The organism is Roseobacter sp. (assembly GCF_024639605.1).
Lineage (GTDB): Bacteria > Pseudomonadota > Alphaproteobacteria > Rhodobacterales > Rhodobacteraceae > Roseobacter.
In genome coordinates this window covers 12,643-31,358 of the sequence record NZ_JAHEHZ010000023.1, presented here as the reverse complement: position 1 = coordinate 31,358, position 18,716 = coordinate 12,643, and the positions used below count along the sequence as shown (strand labels likewise).

At 59.6% G+C, this 18,716-nt stretch carries 18 protein-coding genes; 10 read left to right on the top strand and 8 right to left on the bottom strand.

Going from position 1 to position 18,716, the window contains the following annotated elements:
- The 4 genes from Q0M35_RS05120 to Q0M35_RS05105 form a co-directional block, all read left to right on the top strand.
- Positions 1–311, top strand: a 311-nt coding sequence (locus tag Q0M35_RS05120) for a 4Fe-4S dicluster domain-containing protein (RefSeq protein WP_295313144.1), incomplete at its 5' end; no start/stop codon positions are given.
- Positions 312–315: 4 nt separating this feature from the next.
- Positions 316–1,032, top strand: coding sequence for a hypothetical protein (locus tag Q0M35_RS05115; protein ID WP_295313143.1), 717 nt, complete (start codon positions 316–318; stop codon positions 1,030–1,032).
- A gap of 129 nt (positions 1,033–1,161) precedes the next feature.
- Positions 1,162–1,374 (top strand): hypothetical protein, encoded by a 213-nt coding sequence (locus Q0M35_RS05110; RefSeq protein ID WP_295313142.1) that lies wholly within the window; start codon positions 1,162–1,164, stop codon positions 1,372–1,374.
- A gap of 28 nt (positions 1,375–1,402) precedes the next feature.
- Positions 1,403–2,248 (top strand): DUF1989 domain-containing protein, encoded by an 846-nt coding sequence (locus Q0M35_RS05105; protein WP_295313141.1) that lies wholly within the window; start codon positions 1,403–1,405, stop codon positions 2,246–2,248.
- An 82-nt stretch (positions 2,249–2,330) separates the two neighbouring features.
- On the opposite strand, the gene deoD is transcribed toward Q0M35_RS05105, so the two are convergent.
- Both deoD and Q0M35_RS05095 read right to left on the bottom strand, forming a co-directional pair.
- Complete coding sequence (deoD, locus tag Q0M35_RS05100; RefSeq protein ID WP_295313140.1) at positions 2,331–3,035, bottom strand: purine-nucleoside phosphorylase; 705 nt, start codon at positions 3,033–3,035, stop codon at positions 2,331–2,333.
- An 85-nt stretch (positions 3,036–3,120) separates the two neighbouring features.
- Complete coding sequence (locus Q0M35_RS05095; protein WP_295313139.1) at positions 3,121–5,088, bottom strand: protein meaA; 1,968 nt, start codon at positions 5,086–5,088, stop codon at positions 3,121–3,123.
- Positions 5,089–5,308: 220 nt separating this feature from the next.
- Between Q0M35_RS05095 and Q0M35_RS05090 the strand changes: the two genes are divergently transcribed.
- The 6 genes from Q0M35_RS05090 (at position 5,309) to Q0M35_RS05065 (ending at position 12,277) form a co-directional block, all read left to right on the top strand.
- The gene (locus Q0M35_RS05090; RefSeq protein ID WP_295313138.1) at positions 5,309–6,673 is read left to right on the top strand and encodes a 1-acyl-sn-glycerol-3-phosphate acyltransferase; all 1,365 of its coding nucleotides are present in this window, start codon (positions 5,309–5,311) and stop codon (positions 6,671–6,673) included.
- A gap of 136 nt (positions 6,674–6,809) precedes the next feature.
- The gene (gene ccrA / locus Q0M35_RS05085) at positions 6,810–8,090 is read left to right on the top strand and encodes a crotonyl-CoA carboxylase/reductase (RefSeq protein ID WP_295313137.1); all 1,281 of its coding nucleotides are present in this window, start codon (positions 6,810–6,812) and stop codon (positions 8,088–8,090) included.
- Between the two features lie 371 nt (positions 8,091–8,461).
- Positions 8,462–9,184: a LuxR family transcriptional regulator gene (locus tag Q0M35_RS05080; RefSeq protein WP_295313136.1), complete on the top strand. Its 723-nt coding sequence runs from the start codon at positions 8,462–8,464 to the stop codon at positions 9,182–9,184.
- 119 nt (positions 9,185–9,303) lie between these two features.
- A complete protein-coding gene (locus tag Q0M35_RS05075; RefSeq protein ID WP_295313135.1) occupies positions 9,304–9,942 on the top strand; it encodes an acyl-homoserine-lactone synthase in 639 nt (212 codons plus the stop codon).
- A 95-nt stretch (positions 9,943–10,037) separates the two neighbouring features.
- Complete coding sequence (locus tag Q0M35_RS05070) at positions 10,038–11,579, top strand: AAA family ATPase (RefSeq protein WP_295313134.1); 1,542 nt, start codon at positions 10,038–10,040, stop codon at positions 11,577–11,579.
- Positions 11,576–12,277, top strand: coding sequence for an SDR family oxidoreductase (locus Q0M35_RS05065; RefSeq protein ID WP_295313133.1), 702 nt, complete (start codon positions 11,576–11,578; stop codon positions 12,275–12,277). The genes Q0M35_RS05070 and Q0M35_RS05065 overlap by 4 nt, the downstream gene beginning before the upstream one ends.
- Before the next feature lie 2 nt (positions 12,278–12,279).
- Here Q0M35_RS05065 and Q0M35_RS05060 read toward each other — a convergent pair whose 3' ends face one another.
- From Q0M35_RS05060 to Q0M35_RS05035, 6 genes are all read right to left on the bottom strand, one after another.
- The gene (locus Q0M35_RS05060) at positions 12,280–13,038 is read right to left on the bottom strand and encodes a TIGR02186 family protein (protein ID WP_295313132.1); all 759 of its coding nucleotides are present in this window, start codon (positions 13,036–13,038) and stop codon (positions 12,280–12,282) included.
- Positions 13,038–13,949: a sulfite exporter TauE/SafE family protein gene (locus Q0M35_RS05055; RefSeq protein ID WP_295313131.1), complete on the bottom strand. Its 912-nt coding sequence runs from the start codon at positions 13,947–13,949 to the stop codon at positions 13,038–13,040. Before Q0M35_RS05055 ends, Q0M35_RS05060 begins: the two co-directional genes overlap by 1 nt.
- Before the next feature lie 92 nt (positions 13,950–14,041).
- A complete protein-coding gene (locus tag Q0M35_RS05050; RefSeq protein ID WP_295313130.1) occupies positions 14,042–15,010 on the bottom strand; it encodes an ABC transporter permease in 969 nt (322 codons plus the stop codon).
- Positions 15,010–16,104, bottom strand: a complete 1,095-nt coding sequence (locus tag Q0M35_RS05045) for an ABC transporter permease (protein WP_295313129.1) — start codon at positions 16,102–16,104, stop codon at positions 15,010–15,012. Before Q0M35_RS05045 ends, Q0M35_RS05050 begins: the two co-directional genes overlap by 1 nt.
- A gap of 4 nt (positions 16,105–16,108) precedes the next feature.
- A complete protein-coding gene (locus Q0M35_RS05040) occupies positions 16,109–17,635 on the bottom strand; it encodes an ABC transporter ATP-binding protein (RefSeq protein ID WP_295313128.1) in 1,527 nt (508 codons plus the stop codon).
- A gap of 75 nt (positions 17,636–17,710) precedes the next feature.
- Positions 17,711–18,715: a BMP family ABC transporter substrate-binding protein gene (locus Q0M35_RS05035; RefSeq protein ID WP_295313127.1), complete on the bottom strand. Its 1,005-nt coding sequence runs from the start codon at positions 18,713–18,715 to the stop codon at positions 17,711–17,713.
- Position 18,716: the final 1 nt, after the last annotated feature.

Below are 18,716 nucleotides of genomic sequence, written 5' to 3'. Positions count from 1 at the left end.
CGATCGAAGACCGCAAAAAGCTCGACGGGCTTTATGAGTGTGTGATGTGCGCCTCCTGCTCGACCGCCTGCCCGAGCTACTGGTGGAACGGCGACCGCTATCTGGGCCCGGCAGCGCTTCTACATGCCTATCGCTGGATTATTGACAGCCGTGACGAGGCGACAGGCGAGCGGCTTGACGATCTGGAAGATCCGTTCAAGCTTTACCGCTGCCATACGATCATGAACTGCGCCAAGACGTGCCCAAAGGGTCTGAACCCCGCTGAGGCGATCGCAAACATCAAAAAGATGATGGTCGAGCGCCGGGTCTGAAGGCTTGAGCGAACCGCTTTGGATGGCGCTTGGTCTGGCTACGCTGGCCGGGCTGAGTATTCCGCTGGGTGGATGCCTCGCTCTTTGGCGGTTCAATATCCTGCCTGGGTGGGCGCAAACAGAATTCAGACACGGAGTGATGGCTTTTGGCGCCGGCGCACTTTTCGCGGCCGTTGCCCTGGTGCTGATCCCGGAAGGCAACGCGCGTCTGGCGCCTTTGCCTGCTCTCACGTGGTTTCTTGCAGGCGGGGCGGGTTTTTGCTGGCTTGACAGTCTGATTGCCGGGTCCGGTGGGCGTATGGCTCAGTTTCTGGCGATGATAATGGATTACCTGCCGGAGGCGCTGGCCCTGGGCGCTGTCATCACCGGCGAAATAAATACCGCAATCCTTGTCGCCGCGCTGATCTGTCTGCAAAATCTGCCGGAGGGTTTTAATGCTATGCGCGAGATGAACGGGACCGCAGAGAACGGGCAGGCGACATCGCTCTGGCTCTTTGTTGCAATGGTGCCACTGGGGCCGCTGGCGGCCTGGATCGGCCTGACTTTGCCGCCCTCCATGGATGCCGGCGTCGGCGCGGTTATGATGTTCGCATCCGGCGGGATACTGTATCTGATGTTTCAGGATATTGCGCCGCAGGTCCCTCTGGAAAATACTCTGCTGCCCCCGCTTGGGGCGGTACTCGGGTTTGCACTTGGCCTTGCCGGCCACCTGATGATCTGATGCACAATAAATCTGAAATACCCACGGTAATCCGCCCGTGGAAGGTCCTGCCGGCAGTCATCCACAGTGTGCGGGCCAACGCACCTGCGCCACACTGTCATGCGCCGGCCCTGGGTGCGGGCTGATCATATGCATATCGTCATCGGCCTGATCATTGCATTTATCATCGTCGCCATCTTCGCGCGGCGCAAACGGGGCACGCGGCTTTGTCGCTGGCGGGCCGACCGGAATGGTGATCGCGGGTCTCTGCGCAAATACCGCTGCGCCGCCTGCGGTGCGGAAGCCTTCACCGCATCAGACGGCCCGCCACAGGGTTGCAAATCGCACCTGCCAAAGCTCTGATGCGCTAAGACATACAAAGGACCCGACCATGACCCAGCCAGAGGACGCGGACGCGCGGCGCGCGATCAGACCGGTGATCTGCTATCCGCCCGAAAACCTGCCCGCCGCCGATATGGCGCGCTATGAAGCAGCCCGTAAAAACCTGACACAAACCGACCGCGTCACGGTCCCGCCCCGCGAGGCGCGGACGTTTTCTGTCCCCGCCGGGCAGTTCTTCCGGATCACCTCGGTCGAAGGGCCGCAGGTCGGTGATCTCAATCTGCACAACGCACAAAACCTGTCGGAGCGGTTCTATTCCGGTAAATCCCGTGCCCTGCACGGCACGCATCTGACGACGGGAGAGCGCTTGTGGAGCAGCTTTCCGCATATGCGCCCGCTGGCGACGATCACCCACGATACGCTCGCCTGGTACGGTATCGATAGTTTCGGCGGGTCGGTACATGACGTGATCGGCACCCGGTGCGACCCCTATACTCATGCGCTTTTGTCAGATGGCGGACAGTACCACCACTGCTGCCATTCCAATCTGGTCCGCGCACTGGCAGAGCACACGGGCCTGTCGCGCGCTGAGGCGGAACCGCTTGTGCATGACGTGCTCAATGTCTTTATGTGCACAGGGTTCACCCGTGACACCGGGCAGTATTTTATGAAAGCCAGTCCCGTGCGACCGGGGGACTATATCGAATTTGTCGCCGAAACTGATTTGCTGGGCAATCTGTCGGCCTGCCCCGGCGGCGATTGTTCGGCCTCTCATTCAAGCGATGCCGCGTCCTGCTATCCCCTGCAGGTGGATGTGTTCCGCGCGGAACCGGATGCGATGGCAGGATGGAAGCCTGCGGCTGAAAACAGCTATGACCGCACGCATGGCGACTGAGGGTCGCTGACGCCAGGGCGGGCTGCGGTTGAAGCTACGCTTTATATGGTATTCCGGGGCAGGCTACAGTGGTTCGCACCAATCAGGCGAAAGCGGCCTCAAGCGCAATCTCGACCATATCGCCAAAGGATTTCTCCCGGTCTTCGGCGGGCAGCGCCTCTCCCGTCTGCAAATGATCGCTGACGGTCAGAACAGCCAGCGCGCGGCGGTTGTAGCGCGCGGCCAGCGTATAAAGCTCTGCTGCCTCCATTTCGACACCCAGAATTCCGTGGCGGACCATCTGTTCATCAAGATCAGGCCGCTCCGCATAGAATACATCTGACGAATAGATCCCGCCCACATGTGTGGGTGTCCCTTTTGCCTCTGCTGCAGACACCGCTGCGGCCAGCAGAGTATAATCAGCAGTCGGCGCGAAATTCACCTCACGGAAGATGCCCGATGAAGGCGACGTGATTGTCGAGGCGGACATCGCGATAATCACATCGCGGACGGAGACATGCGGCTGCATGCCACCACAGGATCCGATCCGGATCAGCGTCTGCGCGTCATAATCCCGGATCAGTTCGTTGGCATAGATCGACAAAGACGGCATGCCCATGCCCGAGCCCTGGATGGTCACCCGGTTGCCGCGCCATGTACCGGTGAAGCCCAGCATGCCACGCACTTCGTTCACCAGTTCGGCGCCTTCCAGAAAAGTCTCCGCCGCCCAGCGGGCCCGATATGGATCCCCTGGCATCAGAACGGTTTCAGCTATAGCGCCCGGCACTGCGCCGATGTGAATGGTCATTGCGGTATCCTCCCAGGGTCCGGATACACTGCTACCCTGCTTGTCCCGGCAGGGACAAGCGAAAGATAACCTGCCGCACGTGAGGTTACTCTGCTGCGACGGCGCGGTGATCCACAAGCGTCACGATGTCTTTCATTATCGTGTTGAGCTCGAAATCCTTGGGGGTATAGACGCGGGCCACACCCATCGCGCGCAGGTTATCTGCATCATCTTCCGGAATAATGCCGCCGACGATTACCGGGATATGCCCCAGGCCCGCCGCGCGCATCCGGTCCTTCAGATCTGCGACAAGCGGAATATGACTGCCGGAGAGGATGGACAGACCAACGACATGAGCCTCATCCTCGCGCGCTGCTTTTACGATCTCTTCAGGCGTAAGGCGGATGCCTTCATAGGCGATGTCCATGCCGCAGTCACGGGCGCGGACAGCGATCTGTTCGGCACCGTTTGAGTGGCCGTCCAGCCCCGGCTTACCAACAAGGAACTTCAGACGTCGCCCGAGCCGGTCGCTGACGGCGTCCACCGCAGCGCGCAGATCATCCAGCCCCTCGGTGCGGTTCGAGCGCGCGCCCGATACACCGGTGGGCCCGCGATACTCGCCGTGTACCGCACGCATTTCGGCTGCCCATTCGCCCGTTGTTACTCCCGCTTTTGCCGCAGCGATGGACGCGGGCATCACATTCCGCCCCTGCTGTGCGGCCGAGCGCAGGTCTGTCAGAGCCGCTTTGACGGCGCCGGCATCACGCCCGGTGCGCCAGGCGTCGAGCCGGCCGATCTGTTCGGCTTCCACCGCGGGATCGACGACCATAATGCCCCCGTCGCCGGTCATCAGCGGCGAGGGCTCGCCCTTTTGCCATTTGTTTACACCGACGACCACGGTTTCGCCGGCTTCGATCCGGCTGAGACGGGCTGCATTGCTGTCCACCAGCCGCGCTTTCATATAGTCAATCGCCGAAATCGCGCCGCCCATGCTGTCAAGGTTTGCAAGCTCCAGCCGCGCCCCCTCTTTCAGGGCTTCGACTTTTGCGTCCACTGCCGGGTTGCCGTCGAAGAGATCGTCGAACTCCAGCAGATCGGTTTCATAGGCCATGATCTGCTGCATCCGCATCGACCACTGCTGGTCCCAGGGACGCGGCAGACCGAGCGCTTCGTTCCAGGCGGGCAGCTGCACCGCACGGGCGCGCGCTTTTTTGCTCAGCGTCACGGCAAGCATTTCGATCAGAATGCGGTAGACGTTGTTTTCCGGTTGCTGCTCGGTGAGGCCCAGCGAGTTCACCTGCACACCGTAGCGGAACCGGCGGAATTTCGGATCCTGCACGCCATAACGCTCCAGACAGATTTCGTCCCAGAGATCGACAAAGGCACGCATCTTGCACATCTCGGTGACAAAGCGGATTCCAGCATTCACGAAAAACGAAATGCGCCCGACGACTGCGGGAAAATCTTCTTCCGGCACACGCGGACGCAGCGTATCGAGCACGGCCGTCGCCGTGGCCAGCGCAAAGGCCAGTTCCTGTTCCGGCGTCGCTCCTGCTTCCTGCAGGTGATAGGAACACACGTTCATCGGGTTCCATTTCGGCACGTTGGAATAGCAATATTCAGCCACATCCGCGATCATCTTAAGGCTCGGCGCGGGCGGGCAGATATATGTGCCGCGGCTGAGGTATTCCTTGATCAGATCGTTTTGCACGGTGCCCTGCAACTTGCTGATATCTGCACCCTGTTCGGCGGCCACGGCTATATAGAGCGCAAGTAGCCAGGGTGCCGTCGCATTGATGGTCATTGAGGTGTTCATCTGATCAAGCGGGATCTGATCAAAAAGCGCGCGCATATCGCCAAGATGGCTGACAGGCACACCAACCTTGCCGACCTCTCCACGCGCGAGCACGTGGTCGCTGTCATAGCCGGTCTGTGTCGGCAGATCGAAAGCCACGGACAGACCGGTCTGTCCCTTTTCGAGATTCGCACGATACAGCGCGTTAGACGCGCTGGCGGTCGAATGTCCCGCATAGGTGCGGATCAGCCAGGGGCGGTCTTTCTGCGTCTCGGTCATCGGAACCTCATGAATCGTTTGAGCAACTTTATTTCGTTAAAACCGGAATACTTGAAATATTGTGGCTTTGTCAATTCGCCGCAGCGCGGCAATGCGATTGCAGCGCGAACGGCATCGCGAGCTGACTGCCGCGCCAGTCTCTCAGCACGTGAAAAGGTCGCGCCGTCTGTGGTGAATTTTGCTGTTGTTCTTGACGCAACGGCCTGCGAGGGTCCCCGATATGACGCAAGTGGTTGAAGTTCCGCTCTGGATTTTTGTACTGGTCCTGTTGTTTGCGGCCGTGACTTTTGCATCGCATTTCCTTTTTCCCTCCGTGCGGTGGTTTTTTCGGCGTCGTCTGGAAAAGGCAGTCGGCCGGCTCAATGAGCGGCTGACCCGGCCCATTGAACCATTCAAGCTCGCCCGGCGATACGACATGATCCAGCGCCTGATTTATGATCCGGAAGTGACGCGCGAGATCGTCAATTATGCCCAGGAGCACGGTGTCCCTGAAAACGTGGGCTTTGAGAAAGCCCGCAGTTATGCCCGCGAGATTGTACCGGGCTTCAGCGCGTTTACCTACTTCGGTCTCGGGATCCGCATGGCACGGATGCTCGTCAACTCCATCTATGAGGTCTGGACCGCACCGGGCAACGACGCGGTGATCCAAAAGATCCCAAAGGATGCGACAATCGTTTTTGTGATGAACCACCGCTCGAACATGGATTATGTTCTGGTGACTTATCTCGCCGCGCGCACCTCTGCGCTGTCTTATGCAGTAGGTGAATGGGCGCGGGTCTGGCCGCTGAGCCGGCTGATCCGGATGATGGGAGCTTATTTTATCCGGCGCAGGTCGCGCGGCGCGCTCTACCGTAAGGTTCTTGCGCGTTATGTGCAGATGGCAACCAAGGGCGGCGTGTCCCAGGGCATCTTTCCCGAAGGCGGGCTGAGCCTCACAGGAGAGCTTATGCCGCCGCGCATGGGGCTGCTGTCCTATCTCACCGATGGCTATGAGCCGGGCGGACGCGATGTCGTATTTGTTCCCGTTGCCATCAATTACGACAGGGTTCTGGAAGATCGTGTTCTGATTGCCGCGAGCCAGCGCGGTGACCGGCGGTTCGGCGCGCGGATCAGCGTTGTGGTCAAATTTATACTCAAGAAGTTCTGGCAGGCTCTCAGGGGCAGATATGTCCGCTTCGGGACCGCCGCTGTTGCCTTCGGACAACCCCTGTCGCTGCGCGGCTTCGGTCCCGAGCGCCCGGTTGAGGAGCTTTCGGCAAATCTGATGCAACGGATCGCGGATGCGATGCCTGTGATGCTGGTGCCGCTTTTGTCTCATGTTCTGGGCGCTGCAGAGGGGCCGCTTACGACTGCTGAAATTACAGAACGCGCAAGGGCCTTGTCGACGGATCTGCGGAACGACATGCCGGCGGCTGAAAAAGATTTTGCGAAACAGTGCTCAGAGGCGCTCTTCCGGATGCGCAAACACCGGATGATCACGGACGCAGACGACGGCTGGACAATCGCGAAGGGCGAAGAAGCTGTGGCTGCATATTATGCCAGATCCGTCGCGCACCGGCTGCCGCAACCGGAAGCAGCCGCGTAGCTTTCTGCATCTGCTCGGTTATAAAATTACAAAAAACACCCCGCTGATGTTGCAATATTGCGTATCGCATTTTATTCCGGATTAGCGGCGCCCGATTCTGCGGCGCGGCATGTTTTGATGAGAGCTGGAGACTGGCATGGCACTGGATACGACCGTCGCGCAATATGAAGCCCCGGAGAAAGACCTCTATGAGGTTGGTGAAATGCCGCCGATGGGATACGTGCCCAAACAGATGTACGCCTGGGCAATCCGGCGCGAGCGGCATGGTGAGCCTGACAAGGCGATGCTGCAGGAAGTGGTCGATGTGCCCGAACTCGACAGCCAGGACGTACTGGTCCTCGTGATGGCCGCCGGGGTGAACTACAACGGTGTGTGGGCCGCACTTGGCGTGCCGATCAGCCCCTTTGACGGGCACCGGCAACCCTATCATATTGCAGGCTCGGATGCCTCGGGCATCGTCTGGGCCGTTGGCGATCGCGTCACGCGCTGGAAGGTGGGTGACGAGGTTGTCATCCACTGCAACCAGGACGACGGTGACGATGAGGAGTGCAACGGCGGCGATCCGATGTACTCACCCAGCCAGCGGATCTGGGGCTATGAAACGCCGGATGGCTCTTTCTCTCAGTTCACCCGTGTGCAGAGCCAGCAGCTGATGCCCCGTCCCAAACACCTGACCTGGGAAGAGGCAGCCTGTTATACACTGACCCTCGCCACAGCCTACCGGATGCTTTTCGGACATGAGCCGCATGACCTGAAACCCGGCCAGAACGTGCTGGTCTGGGGGGCGTCCGGCGGGCTCGGTTCCTATGCGATCCAGCTGATAAACACCGCGGGTGCCAATGCCATCGGTGTCATATCAGACGAGAGCAAACGGCAGTTCGTAATGGATCTCGGCGCCAAGGGCGTTCTGAACCGCAAGGATTTTAACTGTTGGGGACAGCTGCCCACGGTCAATACACCTGAATATGCCACCTGGTTCACCGAGGCCCGTAAATTCGGCAAAGCGATCTGGGAAATCACCGGGAAGGGTGTAAACGTCGACATGGTGTTTGAGCATCCGGGTGAATCCACTTTTCCGGTATCGACCTTCGTTGTGAAAAAGGGCGGTATGGTGGTGATCTGCGCAGGTACCACCGGGTTCAACCTGACCTTTGACGTGCGCTACATGTGGATGCATCAGAAGCGTTTGCAGGGCAGCCACTTCGCACATCTCAAACAGGCGAGTGCGGCCAACAAGCTGATGCTCGAGCGGCGTCTCGATCCGTGCATGTCCGAAGTCTTTACCTGGGCTGATCTGCCGGAGGCGCATATGAAGATGATGCGTAATGAACATAAGCCCGGCAACATGTCGGTGCTGGTTCAGGCACCTACCACAGGGCTGCGCACCCTGGAGGACACGCTCGAGGCACCTCGTTAAGGGTGACGCAATGCGGTGACTGCCGGAATGCCCTGCGAATCGCAATGTCGGCTCGCAGGGTTTTGCACGTTATGCGTGTGACGCTACATAGTATCAATCACTTACAATACGCGCCCTCGCTATTTCTGGGGAGTAAATAAACGCGAATTTTCAACCAGAGTTATTACATGTTAGAGTTGTGTTAATACTTCATTAACCTTTAAGAGGCGAACCTGCTATGCGAAGTGATTGGATTTTGGACGTACTGACGGACCTTAAAACGTTTGCGACAGCGAACGATCTGCCGGTGCTTGCCGAGCAGCTCGACGATACCGCAATTGTTGCCCTGGCCGAAATCGCAGCCCTTCTCGAAAAGACGCAAGGCGTGGCGAATGGAAGCGAATTCGAAGGTAGTGGAGACGGTCTTGGCGGGGCTGGAGCAAGCGGACACGCTTGAAGGTATTCAGGATGCCATCGTCGACCTCAGATCGCACTTCCGGGTCGACAACATGGTGTATCACTGGGTCGACAGCGCTGGTGCACAGTATGGCTACGGCACGTATCCCCTCGAATGGGCTGAACGCTATCAGGAGCAGAACTATCTGCGCATCGACCCGGTGGTTATCGGATGCTACCAGCGGTTTCATCCGGTGGACTGGAAAAGCCTCGACTGGTCAAGCAAGGCCGCCCGGGCTCTGCAACGGGAATCGCTGGAATACGGCATAGGAAATCAGGGGTACTCAATTCCTATCAGAGGACCGAACGGGCAGTTTGCGCTCTTTACCGTTAATCACACCTGCGACGACGATGTCTGGGCAGGATTTACAGAAAAGAACAGGCGCGAACTCATCCTTGTCGCGCATTATTTTAACCAGAAGGCGCTGGAGTTCGAACCCAACAAAGCGCCCGAACAATATCAGCCACTGTCGCCGCGCGAGACTGATGCACTCACCCTCCTTGCGATCGGATACAACCGGGCGCAAGTAGCTGAAACTCTGTCGATTTCCGAGCATACGCTGCGGGTTTATATCGAAAGCGCCCGGTTCAAACTGGGCGCGACCAACACCACACACGCGGTCGCCCGCGCCCTGACAAGGGGCGTGATTGTGGTCTGAAAAGCACCGTGACGTTGCCGGTAAGTGTTACCGGCGCGCTCTGCCAGGTTGGCAGGCATTAAGCACCGCTCCGTCATCCTCCCGGTCATGCACTCCCCGCAACCGAAGGAAATGACACGATGCTTCGCTATCTCTACGCAGACCAGCTTTCGCAGTTCCCGCTTCTGTCGGAAACCATGTTCCGCGACCGTGCCGATCAGTTTAAAACCCGGCTGGCCTGGGACGTTTCAATTGATTCCGATGGTCTGGAAAAAGACGAATACGATACGCTGAACCCGCTTTATGTGATCTGGGAAAAGCCCGATGGCACCCACGGCGGCTCGATGCGGTTTCTGCCGACGACCGAACGCACAATGGTAAACGATCATTTCACTGACCTTATGGGCGGGGGCACGATCACCAGCCCTCTGATCTGGGAATGCACGCGCTTTTGTCTGAACCGCGATGCACCCGGGACTGTCGCGGCGGCTCTGATGCTTGGCGGTGGCGAGATCATGAACGGCTTTGGCGTGCGCCATTTCGTCGGTGTCTTTGACGCCCGCATGGTCCGCATCTACCGGATGATCGGCTCCTCGCCTGAGTTGCTTGGCAGCCAGGGTGAAGGCCGCGACCGGATCAGCGTCGGCCTTTGGGAATTCAGCCCGGACGCGCAGGCGAAAGTCGCCCGGCGTGCCGGCATCTCACCAAAGATGTCTCGCATGTGGTTTGAGCGCGCTTTCGGCACCGTTTCCGCGCCTGGTCTCGCGCGCACCGGCTGAGCGGCGATACAACCGGGGCCGGGCGTTTTCTGCTGGCGGGGCGTCGCAGTACGACACGTCTGGCCCCCGGCGCGGACCCCCTGTAGGGTCGCGCCATGACCGTCCCCGCCCTGACATTTTCCGACGACCAGGCACAGGCCTATGACAGCGTTGCCGAGCTTCTGCGTAGCGCCGGCGTCAACCTGGATGACCAGTTGCTGATGCCGCCCAAGGGCACTGATGCTTCCGTTCTCGCGGTGACCGGCAAGGCCGGATCAGGCAAGACGATGCTGCTGGCCGAGCTTTACAAGGCGCTGCAGGAAGCCGGTGTCGAGGTTGTCTCAGGCGATTATGAAAGCCGTAAACGCAAAGACAAACGCACGCTTGCAATCCTTGCGCCAACGAATAAGGCCGCGTCCGTCCTGCGTCTGCGCGGGGTGCCCGCGACGACCATCCACCGTATACTTTACACGCCTGTGTATGACCCGGAATATGAACGCATTGCCGAGTGGCTGGCAGGCAATGGCGAAAGGCCCGAGATCGACGGGCTGACGCCCGAAGCGCTCAACCGCGCAGAAGCATTTTATGCCGGTAACAAGTCGATCCCCGGGGCTCTGGCGGCGGCTGGCCTGCGCGGGTCGGATTTCATCACTGGCTGGAAACGCCGGGAAGAGCCGCTCGACATCGGGTTTATCGATGAATCCTCCATGCTGGATGACCGGCAGTTCGAGGATCTGCAGGAGATATTTCCGACGTTATTGCTTTTTGGCGATCCTGCGCAGCTGGCCCCGGTGAACCAGTCAGGCACCATGGTCTTCGACAAGCTGCCCGAAAGACGTGTGCTGACCCTCAGCCGCATCCACCGGCAGGACGCCGACAACCCGATCCTTGATCTCGCTCACGCACTCTCGGATCCTGACCTGCAGTTTGAGCAGTTTGAGCGCATGATCGAGGAAACCGCAGCCCGTGACGAGCGGGTGGTCTGGGGCAGCCGTGTCGAGGTCGATCTGATGGCGCGCAGCCCGGTGCTTGTCTGGCGCAACGCCACGCGCATCCGGCTGATCAATGCGTTTCGCAACGTGCACGGTGCGCCTGAGGATTCACTGCTGGAGGGCGAGCCGCTGATTTGCGACGGGCTGGAACTGCCGCTCAAACATCGCAAGAAACGGCTGGATCTGGAGGCACGCGGTCTTATCAAAGGCGCGCAGGTAATCTACCTCGGTGAGGGCCGCAAGCGCGGCTTCAGCCGCCTGCATGTGATGGGCGCCGAAGACCCGCAGGTGTCTGCGGCCTCCATCGTAAAAATCGAAAAGCCCGGCGAGGAGGAGCCCTTTATTCCCTTCGCCGCCAGCATGGGTGCCACCTTTCTGCATGGGGCCGCCGTGACGATCCACAAGGCGCAGGGCAGCCAGTGGGATACCGTTCAGGTCTTTGCGCCGGATCTTTATGCCGCCGCCCGTATGGGGCGTTCCGAGGCAGGGCAGCCGCTCTGGAAGCGTCTTGCTTATGTCGCGATCACACGTGCGCAGGAACGGCTGATCTGGGTAGTGCGAAACCGGCTGGCCAAACCCTCAGGCGCGCTGCGCGTTGACGATCTGCGCGCGGTGCCGGCCGCACCGCTTACCCTGTATCAACCCGACCCGGAGGAAACACTATGAAATCGATCATCATCACCGGGGCCAGTTCCGGCATCGGCCATGCCACCGCTGAGCTCTTCCTCCGGGAGGGCTGGCGCGTGGGTCTGATCGCCCGCCGCCCCGAACCACTGGAGGCTCTGGCAGAGGGCTACAGCAACGCCGTGCCAATGCCTGCCGATGTGACCGATGCTGCCGGAATGCAGGTGGCTTTTGACAGTTTCGGTCACCTTGATGTGCTCTTCAACAACGCGGGTCTGTTCGGCACACCGGGAACTATCGACGAGATCAGTCTGGACGACTGGACTCAGGTAATGAACGTCAACATTGGCGGCATGTTCATTGCCGCGCGCCTCGCATTCGGGCAGATGCGCCGGCAGGACCCGCAGGGCGGGCGGATCATCAACAACGGGTCGCTCTCGGCCTATGTCCCGCGTCCGAATTCTGTGTGCTACACCACGACCAAACACGCAGTGACCGGGCTGACCAAAACGCTGTCGCTGGACGGGCGGCCGTTTGGCATCGCCTGCGGGCAGATCGATATCGGCAACGCCGAAACAGCGCTGCTGGCAGAGCTGAAAAAGACGCAGCCGGGCACTGAAACGATGGATGTATCGAACGCTGCCCGTTCAGTGCTGCACATGGCTGGCATGCCGGCGGAAGCGAATGTGCAGTTCATGACGGTGATGGCGACCACGATGCCCTATATAGGGCGCGGTTAGGCTCAGGCGCGGAACATCCGGAACACGGCCGAGGCCGCCCAGCCGGCACCGATCGCAATGGCCAGCGACATCAGGCCGTACATCAGCGCATTTTCCCTCGACAACCGAAAAAGCCAGCGTTCGAGTCCCACCTTGCGGACATAGATGCTGGTTTCGTACTGTGATATCACCTCACCCCCGCGGGTCAGGAAAATGCGGGTCTGATAGTCACCTTCGGTGAGGGCGGCAGGCAGTTCGATGGCCGTGCGAAACAACGTCTGCTCATCAACGCTGACCGTTCCTTCATTGAGCTGGTATTGATTAGACCGCGATTTGATCCGGATCAGCGCATCCGTGAACCGGGTGGCATCCGCAATGGTATCCGGCGCCCCCACTGAGCGGATCGCGCGGGGTATTGAAACCTTGTGGCGCAGATCTTCGGTATCGCTGATGGACAGACCCAGCACCGTGCTGCTTGAGACAGCATAAAAGCTCGGCGCACTGTCGACTTCGACGGCATCAGTGTTCACCCAGATTCCGAACCGTTTTTCCTTCCGGCGCACGGTAAAGGTCTCTACAGGGCCCGAGACAGTCACGATGACCTGAAGCCGTGGATCATCCTGAATAGGGGCCTCGCGTTTGACTGCGCCAAAGATAAGGATCTCGGAGCCATCAAAGCTGGTGTTGATCGAAACAGTGTCTTTGCTCAGTCCGAGCACCACTTCTTCCGCCAGTGCGGGCAGGCCGGCGACCAGTGCCAGAAGAAAGGCTGCGATACGCATCAATGCCCTCCTTCCGCTATGGAATAGAGCTCCGCAGGCATGATCAGCAGATCCAGCGCGAGCTTGCCGCAGACTGCCAGCACCATAATTGCCAGCAGAATACGCAACTGTTCTGCTTTCAGCTTGACACCGATCCGTGTGCCGATCTGCGCGCCGATGACACCGCCGACCAGCAAAAGTACCGCCAGCACCACGTCGACGGTGAAGTTCGTCGTCGCGTGCAGCATCGTTGTGAAAGCGGTCACAAATATGATCTGAAAGAGTGATGTGCCGACCACGACCTTGGTGGGCATGCCCAGCAGATAGATCATCGCGGGTACCATAATGAAACCGCCGCCCACACCCATGATCGCCGCAAGAATGCCAACGGCGATCCCGACCAGTACAGGCGGTATAACGGAGATATAAAGGCCCGAAACACGGAAGCGCATCTTGAAGGGCAGCCCGTGAATCCAGTTGTGTTTCTTGCGCTGAGGCGCCTTTCCGCGCTTGGTATTGCGGATCGCACGCAGGCTTTCGAAAAACATCAGCCCGCCGATGACGCCGAGGAAAACCACATAACAAAGCTTGACCAGCAGATCGACCTGACCCATCGCCTTGAGGTAATTAAAAACAATGACGCCCAGGGCGGCACCGATGAGGCCGCCTATGAGCAGCACGGTGCCCATTCGGAGATCCACCGTCTTTCGTTTCAGGTGCGCAAGCACGCCGGAAAAAGACGAGGCCACGATCTGATTGGCCTCGGTTGCGACGGCCACTGCGGGCGGGATGCCGATAAAGAACAGCAGCGGTGTCATCAGGAACCCGCCGCCCACTCCAAACATGCCCGACAGCACGCCAACGATCCCACCAAGGCCCAGCAAGAGAAAGGCATTGACCGAAACCTCGGCGATGGGCAGGTAAATTTGCATGGCTTGTGTTAGGCCTCGCTGGCGTCAAAATCAATGGTCTTGCCGCTGTGCAGAAAACAGGACTGACGCAATCGTCAAACTGGCCTTATCCGTCAGCGTTCTTTTACGTAGGGTTCTCCCCCCGCGCGCGGCGGGATTGCTTTGCCGACGAAACCGGCGAGGATTATGACGGTCATGACATAGGGCAGAGCCCCGAGCACCTGGCCCTGGACCTTGATCCCGATCACTGCGGTAATTACGTCCTGTCGGGTTTCCAGTGCCCCGAAAAGGCCAAAGAGCAGCGTGGCATAGAGCGCGTGCCAGGGCCGCCATTTTGCGAAAATCAATGCCGCAAGCGCGATAAAGCCGCGCCCGGCAGACATGTCTTTGACGAAACCGGCCTGCAGGGCGGTGGAAAGATAAGCGCCGGCAATGCCGCAGAGCACACCGCAGATCACCACCGCGGCATAGCGCAGCCCGATGACCGAGACGCCCGCCGTATCGACCGCCGCCGGATTTTCGCCAACCGCGCGCAGGCGCAGGCCGAAACGCGTACGAAAGAGTACCCACCAGGTCACCGGCACCGTCAGAAACGCGAGATACACGAGGACTGAATGGCCTGAAATCAGCTCGGCATAGACGGGTCCGACGACGGGAACATCTGCCAGAGCATCGGCGAAGGGAAGGGTGATCGGCTCAAACCGCGCGCCACCCATAAGCGACGGCGTGCGACCGCCCTGCGAAAACCAGTCCTGTGCTATAAGTACGGTCAGGCCTGCAGCCAGAAAATTAATCGCCACACCCGAGATGAGCTGGTTGCCGCGAAAGGTGATCGACGCCAGACCGTGCAGCAGACTGAGCGCCACCGATGCCCCGATACCGGCCAGCAGGCCAATCCAGACTGATCCGGTGAGAGCGGCCACAGCGGCTGAGAAAAACGCAGCCGCCAGCATTTTCCCCTCAAGCCCGATGTCGAAAATACCGGCACGTTCGGAGAAGAGCCCGGCCAGACAGGCCAGCAGAAGCGGCGTGGCAAGCCGTACCGTGCTGTCGAGAAGCTGGATGACAGTGAGAAAATCCATCAGGCGTTCCCCCGGCGGATCATCAGAAAAAGACGCTCCAGCGGCATGCGCACCATATTATCGAGCGCGCCGGTAAAGAGGATAATCAGCGCCTGGATGACGACAATGAGCTCCCGCGGGATCGACGTCCAGAGTGCCAGTTCCGCCCCGCCCTGATAGAGAAATCCGAAGAGGATCGCTGCCAGAAACACGCCGAACGGATGGTTGCGACCCATCAGCGCCACCGCGATTCCGATGAAACCAGCGCCCTCGACAGCGTTCAGCACCAGCCGTTCGGCCTCGCCCATGACGTTGTTGATCGCCATCATACCCGCCAGCCCGCCGGATATCAGCATTGCAATCATGGTGATGGCAAAGGGTGAGATGCCGGCGTATTTCGCTGCTGATTCAGATTTGCCATAGCTGCGGATTTCATACCCGAGCCAGGTGCGCCAAAGCAGCAGCCAGACCAGTACGCAAGCCAGAATGGCGATGAGAAAGGTCACATTCGCAGGAGCCGATTTGGAGAACTCGATGCCGACAACACCCAGTATGTCGTGCAGCGTGGGCAGGTGAACCGCCTCGGGGAAGCGCGCGGTGGCCGGATCCATACTGCCCGCAGGGCGCATCAGATTAACCAGCACGTAGTTGAGAACGGCAGCAGCGATGAAGTTAAACATGATCGTGGTAATCACGATATGGCTGCCGCGCCTGGCCTGCAAAAACGCAGGGATCGCAGCCCATGCAGCCCCGAAAAGCCCTGCCGCCACAGTCGCAGCCAGCAGCGCGATGGTCCAGTGCGGCCAGGGCACCAGAAGGCAGGCCAGCGCCACGCCGAGCCCGCCCAGCATCGCCTGGCCTTCACCGCCGATGTTAAAGAGTCCCGCATGAAAAGCGACCGAAACCGCAAGCCCGGTAAACAGGAAATTCGTTGCGTAATAAAGGGTATAGCCCCAGCCATAGGTGCTGCCGAGTGCACCCGTGATCATCAGGTTGACCGCTGCCACCGGGTCTTCTCCGATCGCCAGAATGACCAGCGCCGAGAGGATTGCCGCGAGCATCAGCGAGATGAGCGGCACGAGAATGACCTCAGCCCACTTTGGCACCACATCCATCCGTTCAGCCCTCCACACCGGCCATCAGAAGGCCCAGTTCTTTCTCGTCCGTCTCCGCAGAGAGGCGCTCGCCCATAATATGACCGTCAAACATCACAGCCACGCGGTCCGCCAGCGCCAGGATTTCTTCCAGTTCGACCGAGACCAGCAAGATAGCTTTGCCCTGATCGCGCAGGGCCACGATCTGCTGGTGAATAAATTCGATGGCACCGATATCGACGCCGCGGGTGGGCTGCCCCACAAGCAGCAGATCAGGGTTACGCTCGATCTCGCGGGCCAGCACGATCTTTTGCTGGTTGCCGCCGGAAAAGCTTTTGGCGGGGAGCGCGGGATCCGGGGGACGCACATCAAAGCGTTCCATCTTGCCTTCGGTATCGCTCCGGATCGCGGCGTTGTTGAGCAGCATGCCCGACTGATAGGCGTCTGAGCGGTGATAGCCGAAGGCGGTGTTCTCCCAGGCCGAAAAATCCATAATCAGACCTTCACGCTGCCGGTCTTCGGGCACGTGACCAATGCCGCGCGTGCGGCGTGAACGTCCGTCGGAGTACCGGCCGCTCAGATCCAGCGGTTGACCGTTCAACGTAACCTCGCCGGTGGCATCCGCGTAGCCGCCAAGCACCTCCAGTAGCTCTGACTGGCCGTTGCCGGCGACACCTGCGATGCCTACAATCTCGCCCGCACGCACCTGAAGATCGATGCCTTTGACGCGTTCAACCCCCTGATCATCCACGACTTTCAGGCCTTTGATGTCCAGCACCACGTCACCGGGGGTCGCTGGAGTTTTATCGACGCGCAACAGGACCTTGCGCCCGACCATCAGCTCAGCGAGCTCTGCCGGGGAGGTCTCGGACGTCTTCACCGTCGCGGTCATTTCGCCGCGCCGCATGACGCTCACGGTGTCGGTGGCTTCCATAATCTCGCGCAGTTTATGGGTGATGAGGATGATTGTTTTGCCTTCCTCGCGCAGCCGCCCGAGGATGCGGAAAAGCTGATCTGCCTCAGCCGGAGTCAGCACACCCGTCGGCTCATCAAGGATCAGAATATCCGCGCGCCGGTAGAGCGCTTTGAGGATTTCGACGCGCTGCTGCATGCCGACGCCGATCTCTTCGATCACTGCGTCAGGGTCAACGTTCAGGCCGTATTCCCGCTCAAGCTCCAGCAGCGTTTTGCGTGCCTTGGCAAGCGAAGGGCGCAGCAGCCTGCCGTCTTCAGCGCCCAGAATGATATTCTCGAGAACCGTGAAATTCTCAACCAGTTTGAAATGCTGGAACACCATTCCGATGCCTGCCGCAATGGCGGCCTGGCTGTCAGGGATTTCGGTTTTATTGCCAGCGATGAAAATCTCGCCTTTGTCAGCTTTGTAAAAGCCGTAGAGGATCGACATCAACGTGGATTTGCCCGCGCCGTTCTCGCCGATAATGCCGTGGATCGTGCCGGGCATGACACGGATCGATATGTCCTTGTTTGCCTGAACCGGGCCAAAGGCTTTGGATATGCCTTTCAGTTCAATTGCCGGCGCTTTATCGGCCATCAGCCACCCCCAATCCGGAACAGGCCACGCCGGGTGGCGTGGCCTGTTTTAAGCCTTGCCTTGCTGCGCTGCGGATCAGAAGTCCAGTGCTGGGCAGCTGTCGTTTGCGTAATAGGCCACGACTTCAAGCTCACCGGAGATGATCTTTTCGCGGGCTTCCTCAACGGCGGCCTTCATTTCGTCGGTCACCAGGGATGCGTTGTTGTCGTCCATCGCATAGCCCACGCCGTCTTCGGCGAGACCCAGAACCGTAAAGCCACCGGTCTCGACATCGCCGCCGGACTTCATTGTCTCATAAACGGCGACATCCACGCGCTTGAGCATCGACGTCAGTACTTTACCCGGGTGCAGGTGGTTCTGGTTGCTGTCCACGCCGATCGACAGGATATCTTCGTCAGCCGCAGTCTGCAGAACGCCCACGCCTGTGCCGCCGGCGGCAGCATAGACAACGTCAGCGCCCTGGCTGATCTGGGCTTTGGTGAGCTCGGAGCCTTTCACCGGGTCGTTCCAGGCGGCAGGTGTCGTGCCGGTCATATTAGCGATCACCGTGGCGTCGGGATTCACCGCTTTGACGCCCTGCGCGTATCCGCAGCCGAAGTGGCGAATGAGCGGAATATCCATACCGCCGATAAAGCCAACGGTGCCTGTTTCAGACGCCATCGCCGCCATCATGCCGACCAGATACGAGCCCTGATGCTCCTGAAAGCCGATCAGCTGCACATTCGGGGGCACTTCCGGCAGCCAGCCGTCGATATTCACGAATTTGGTGTCAGGATAGTCGCCGGCAACCGCATTCACCGGGTCGGCAAAAGCGAAACCTGTTGTGATAACCGGGTTGGCGCCCGATTCGGCGAACCGGCGCAGAGCCTGCTCACGCTGTGCTTCGGACTGCAGTTCAATCTCTAGGAACGTGCCGCCTGTTTCTTCTGCCCAGCGTTGTGCACCGTTAAAGGCGGCCTCATTGAAGGATTTGTCGAATTTGCCGCCGAGATCAAAGATCAGGGCAGGGTCGGCCAGCGCGGCACCAGCGCTCAGCGCCAGGGCGGCGCTCGCGCCGAGGAATTTTTGCATAAGGGTCATT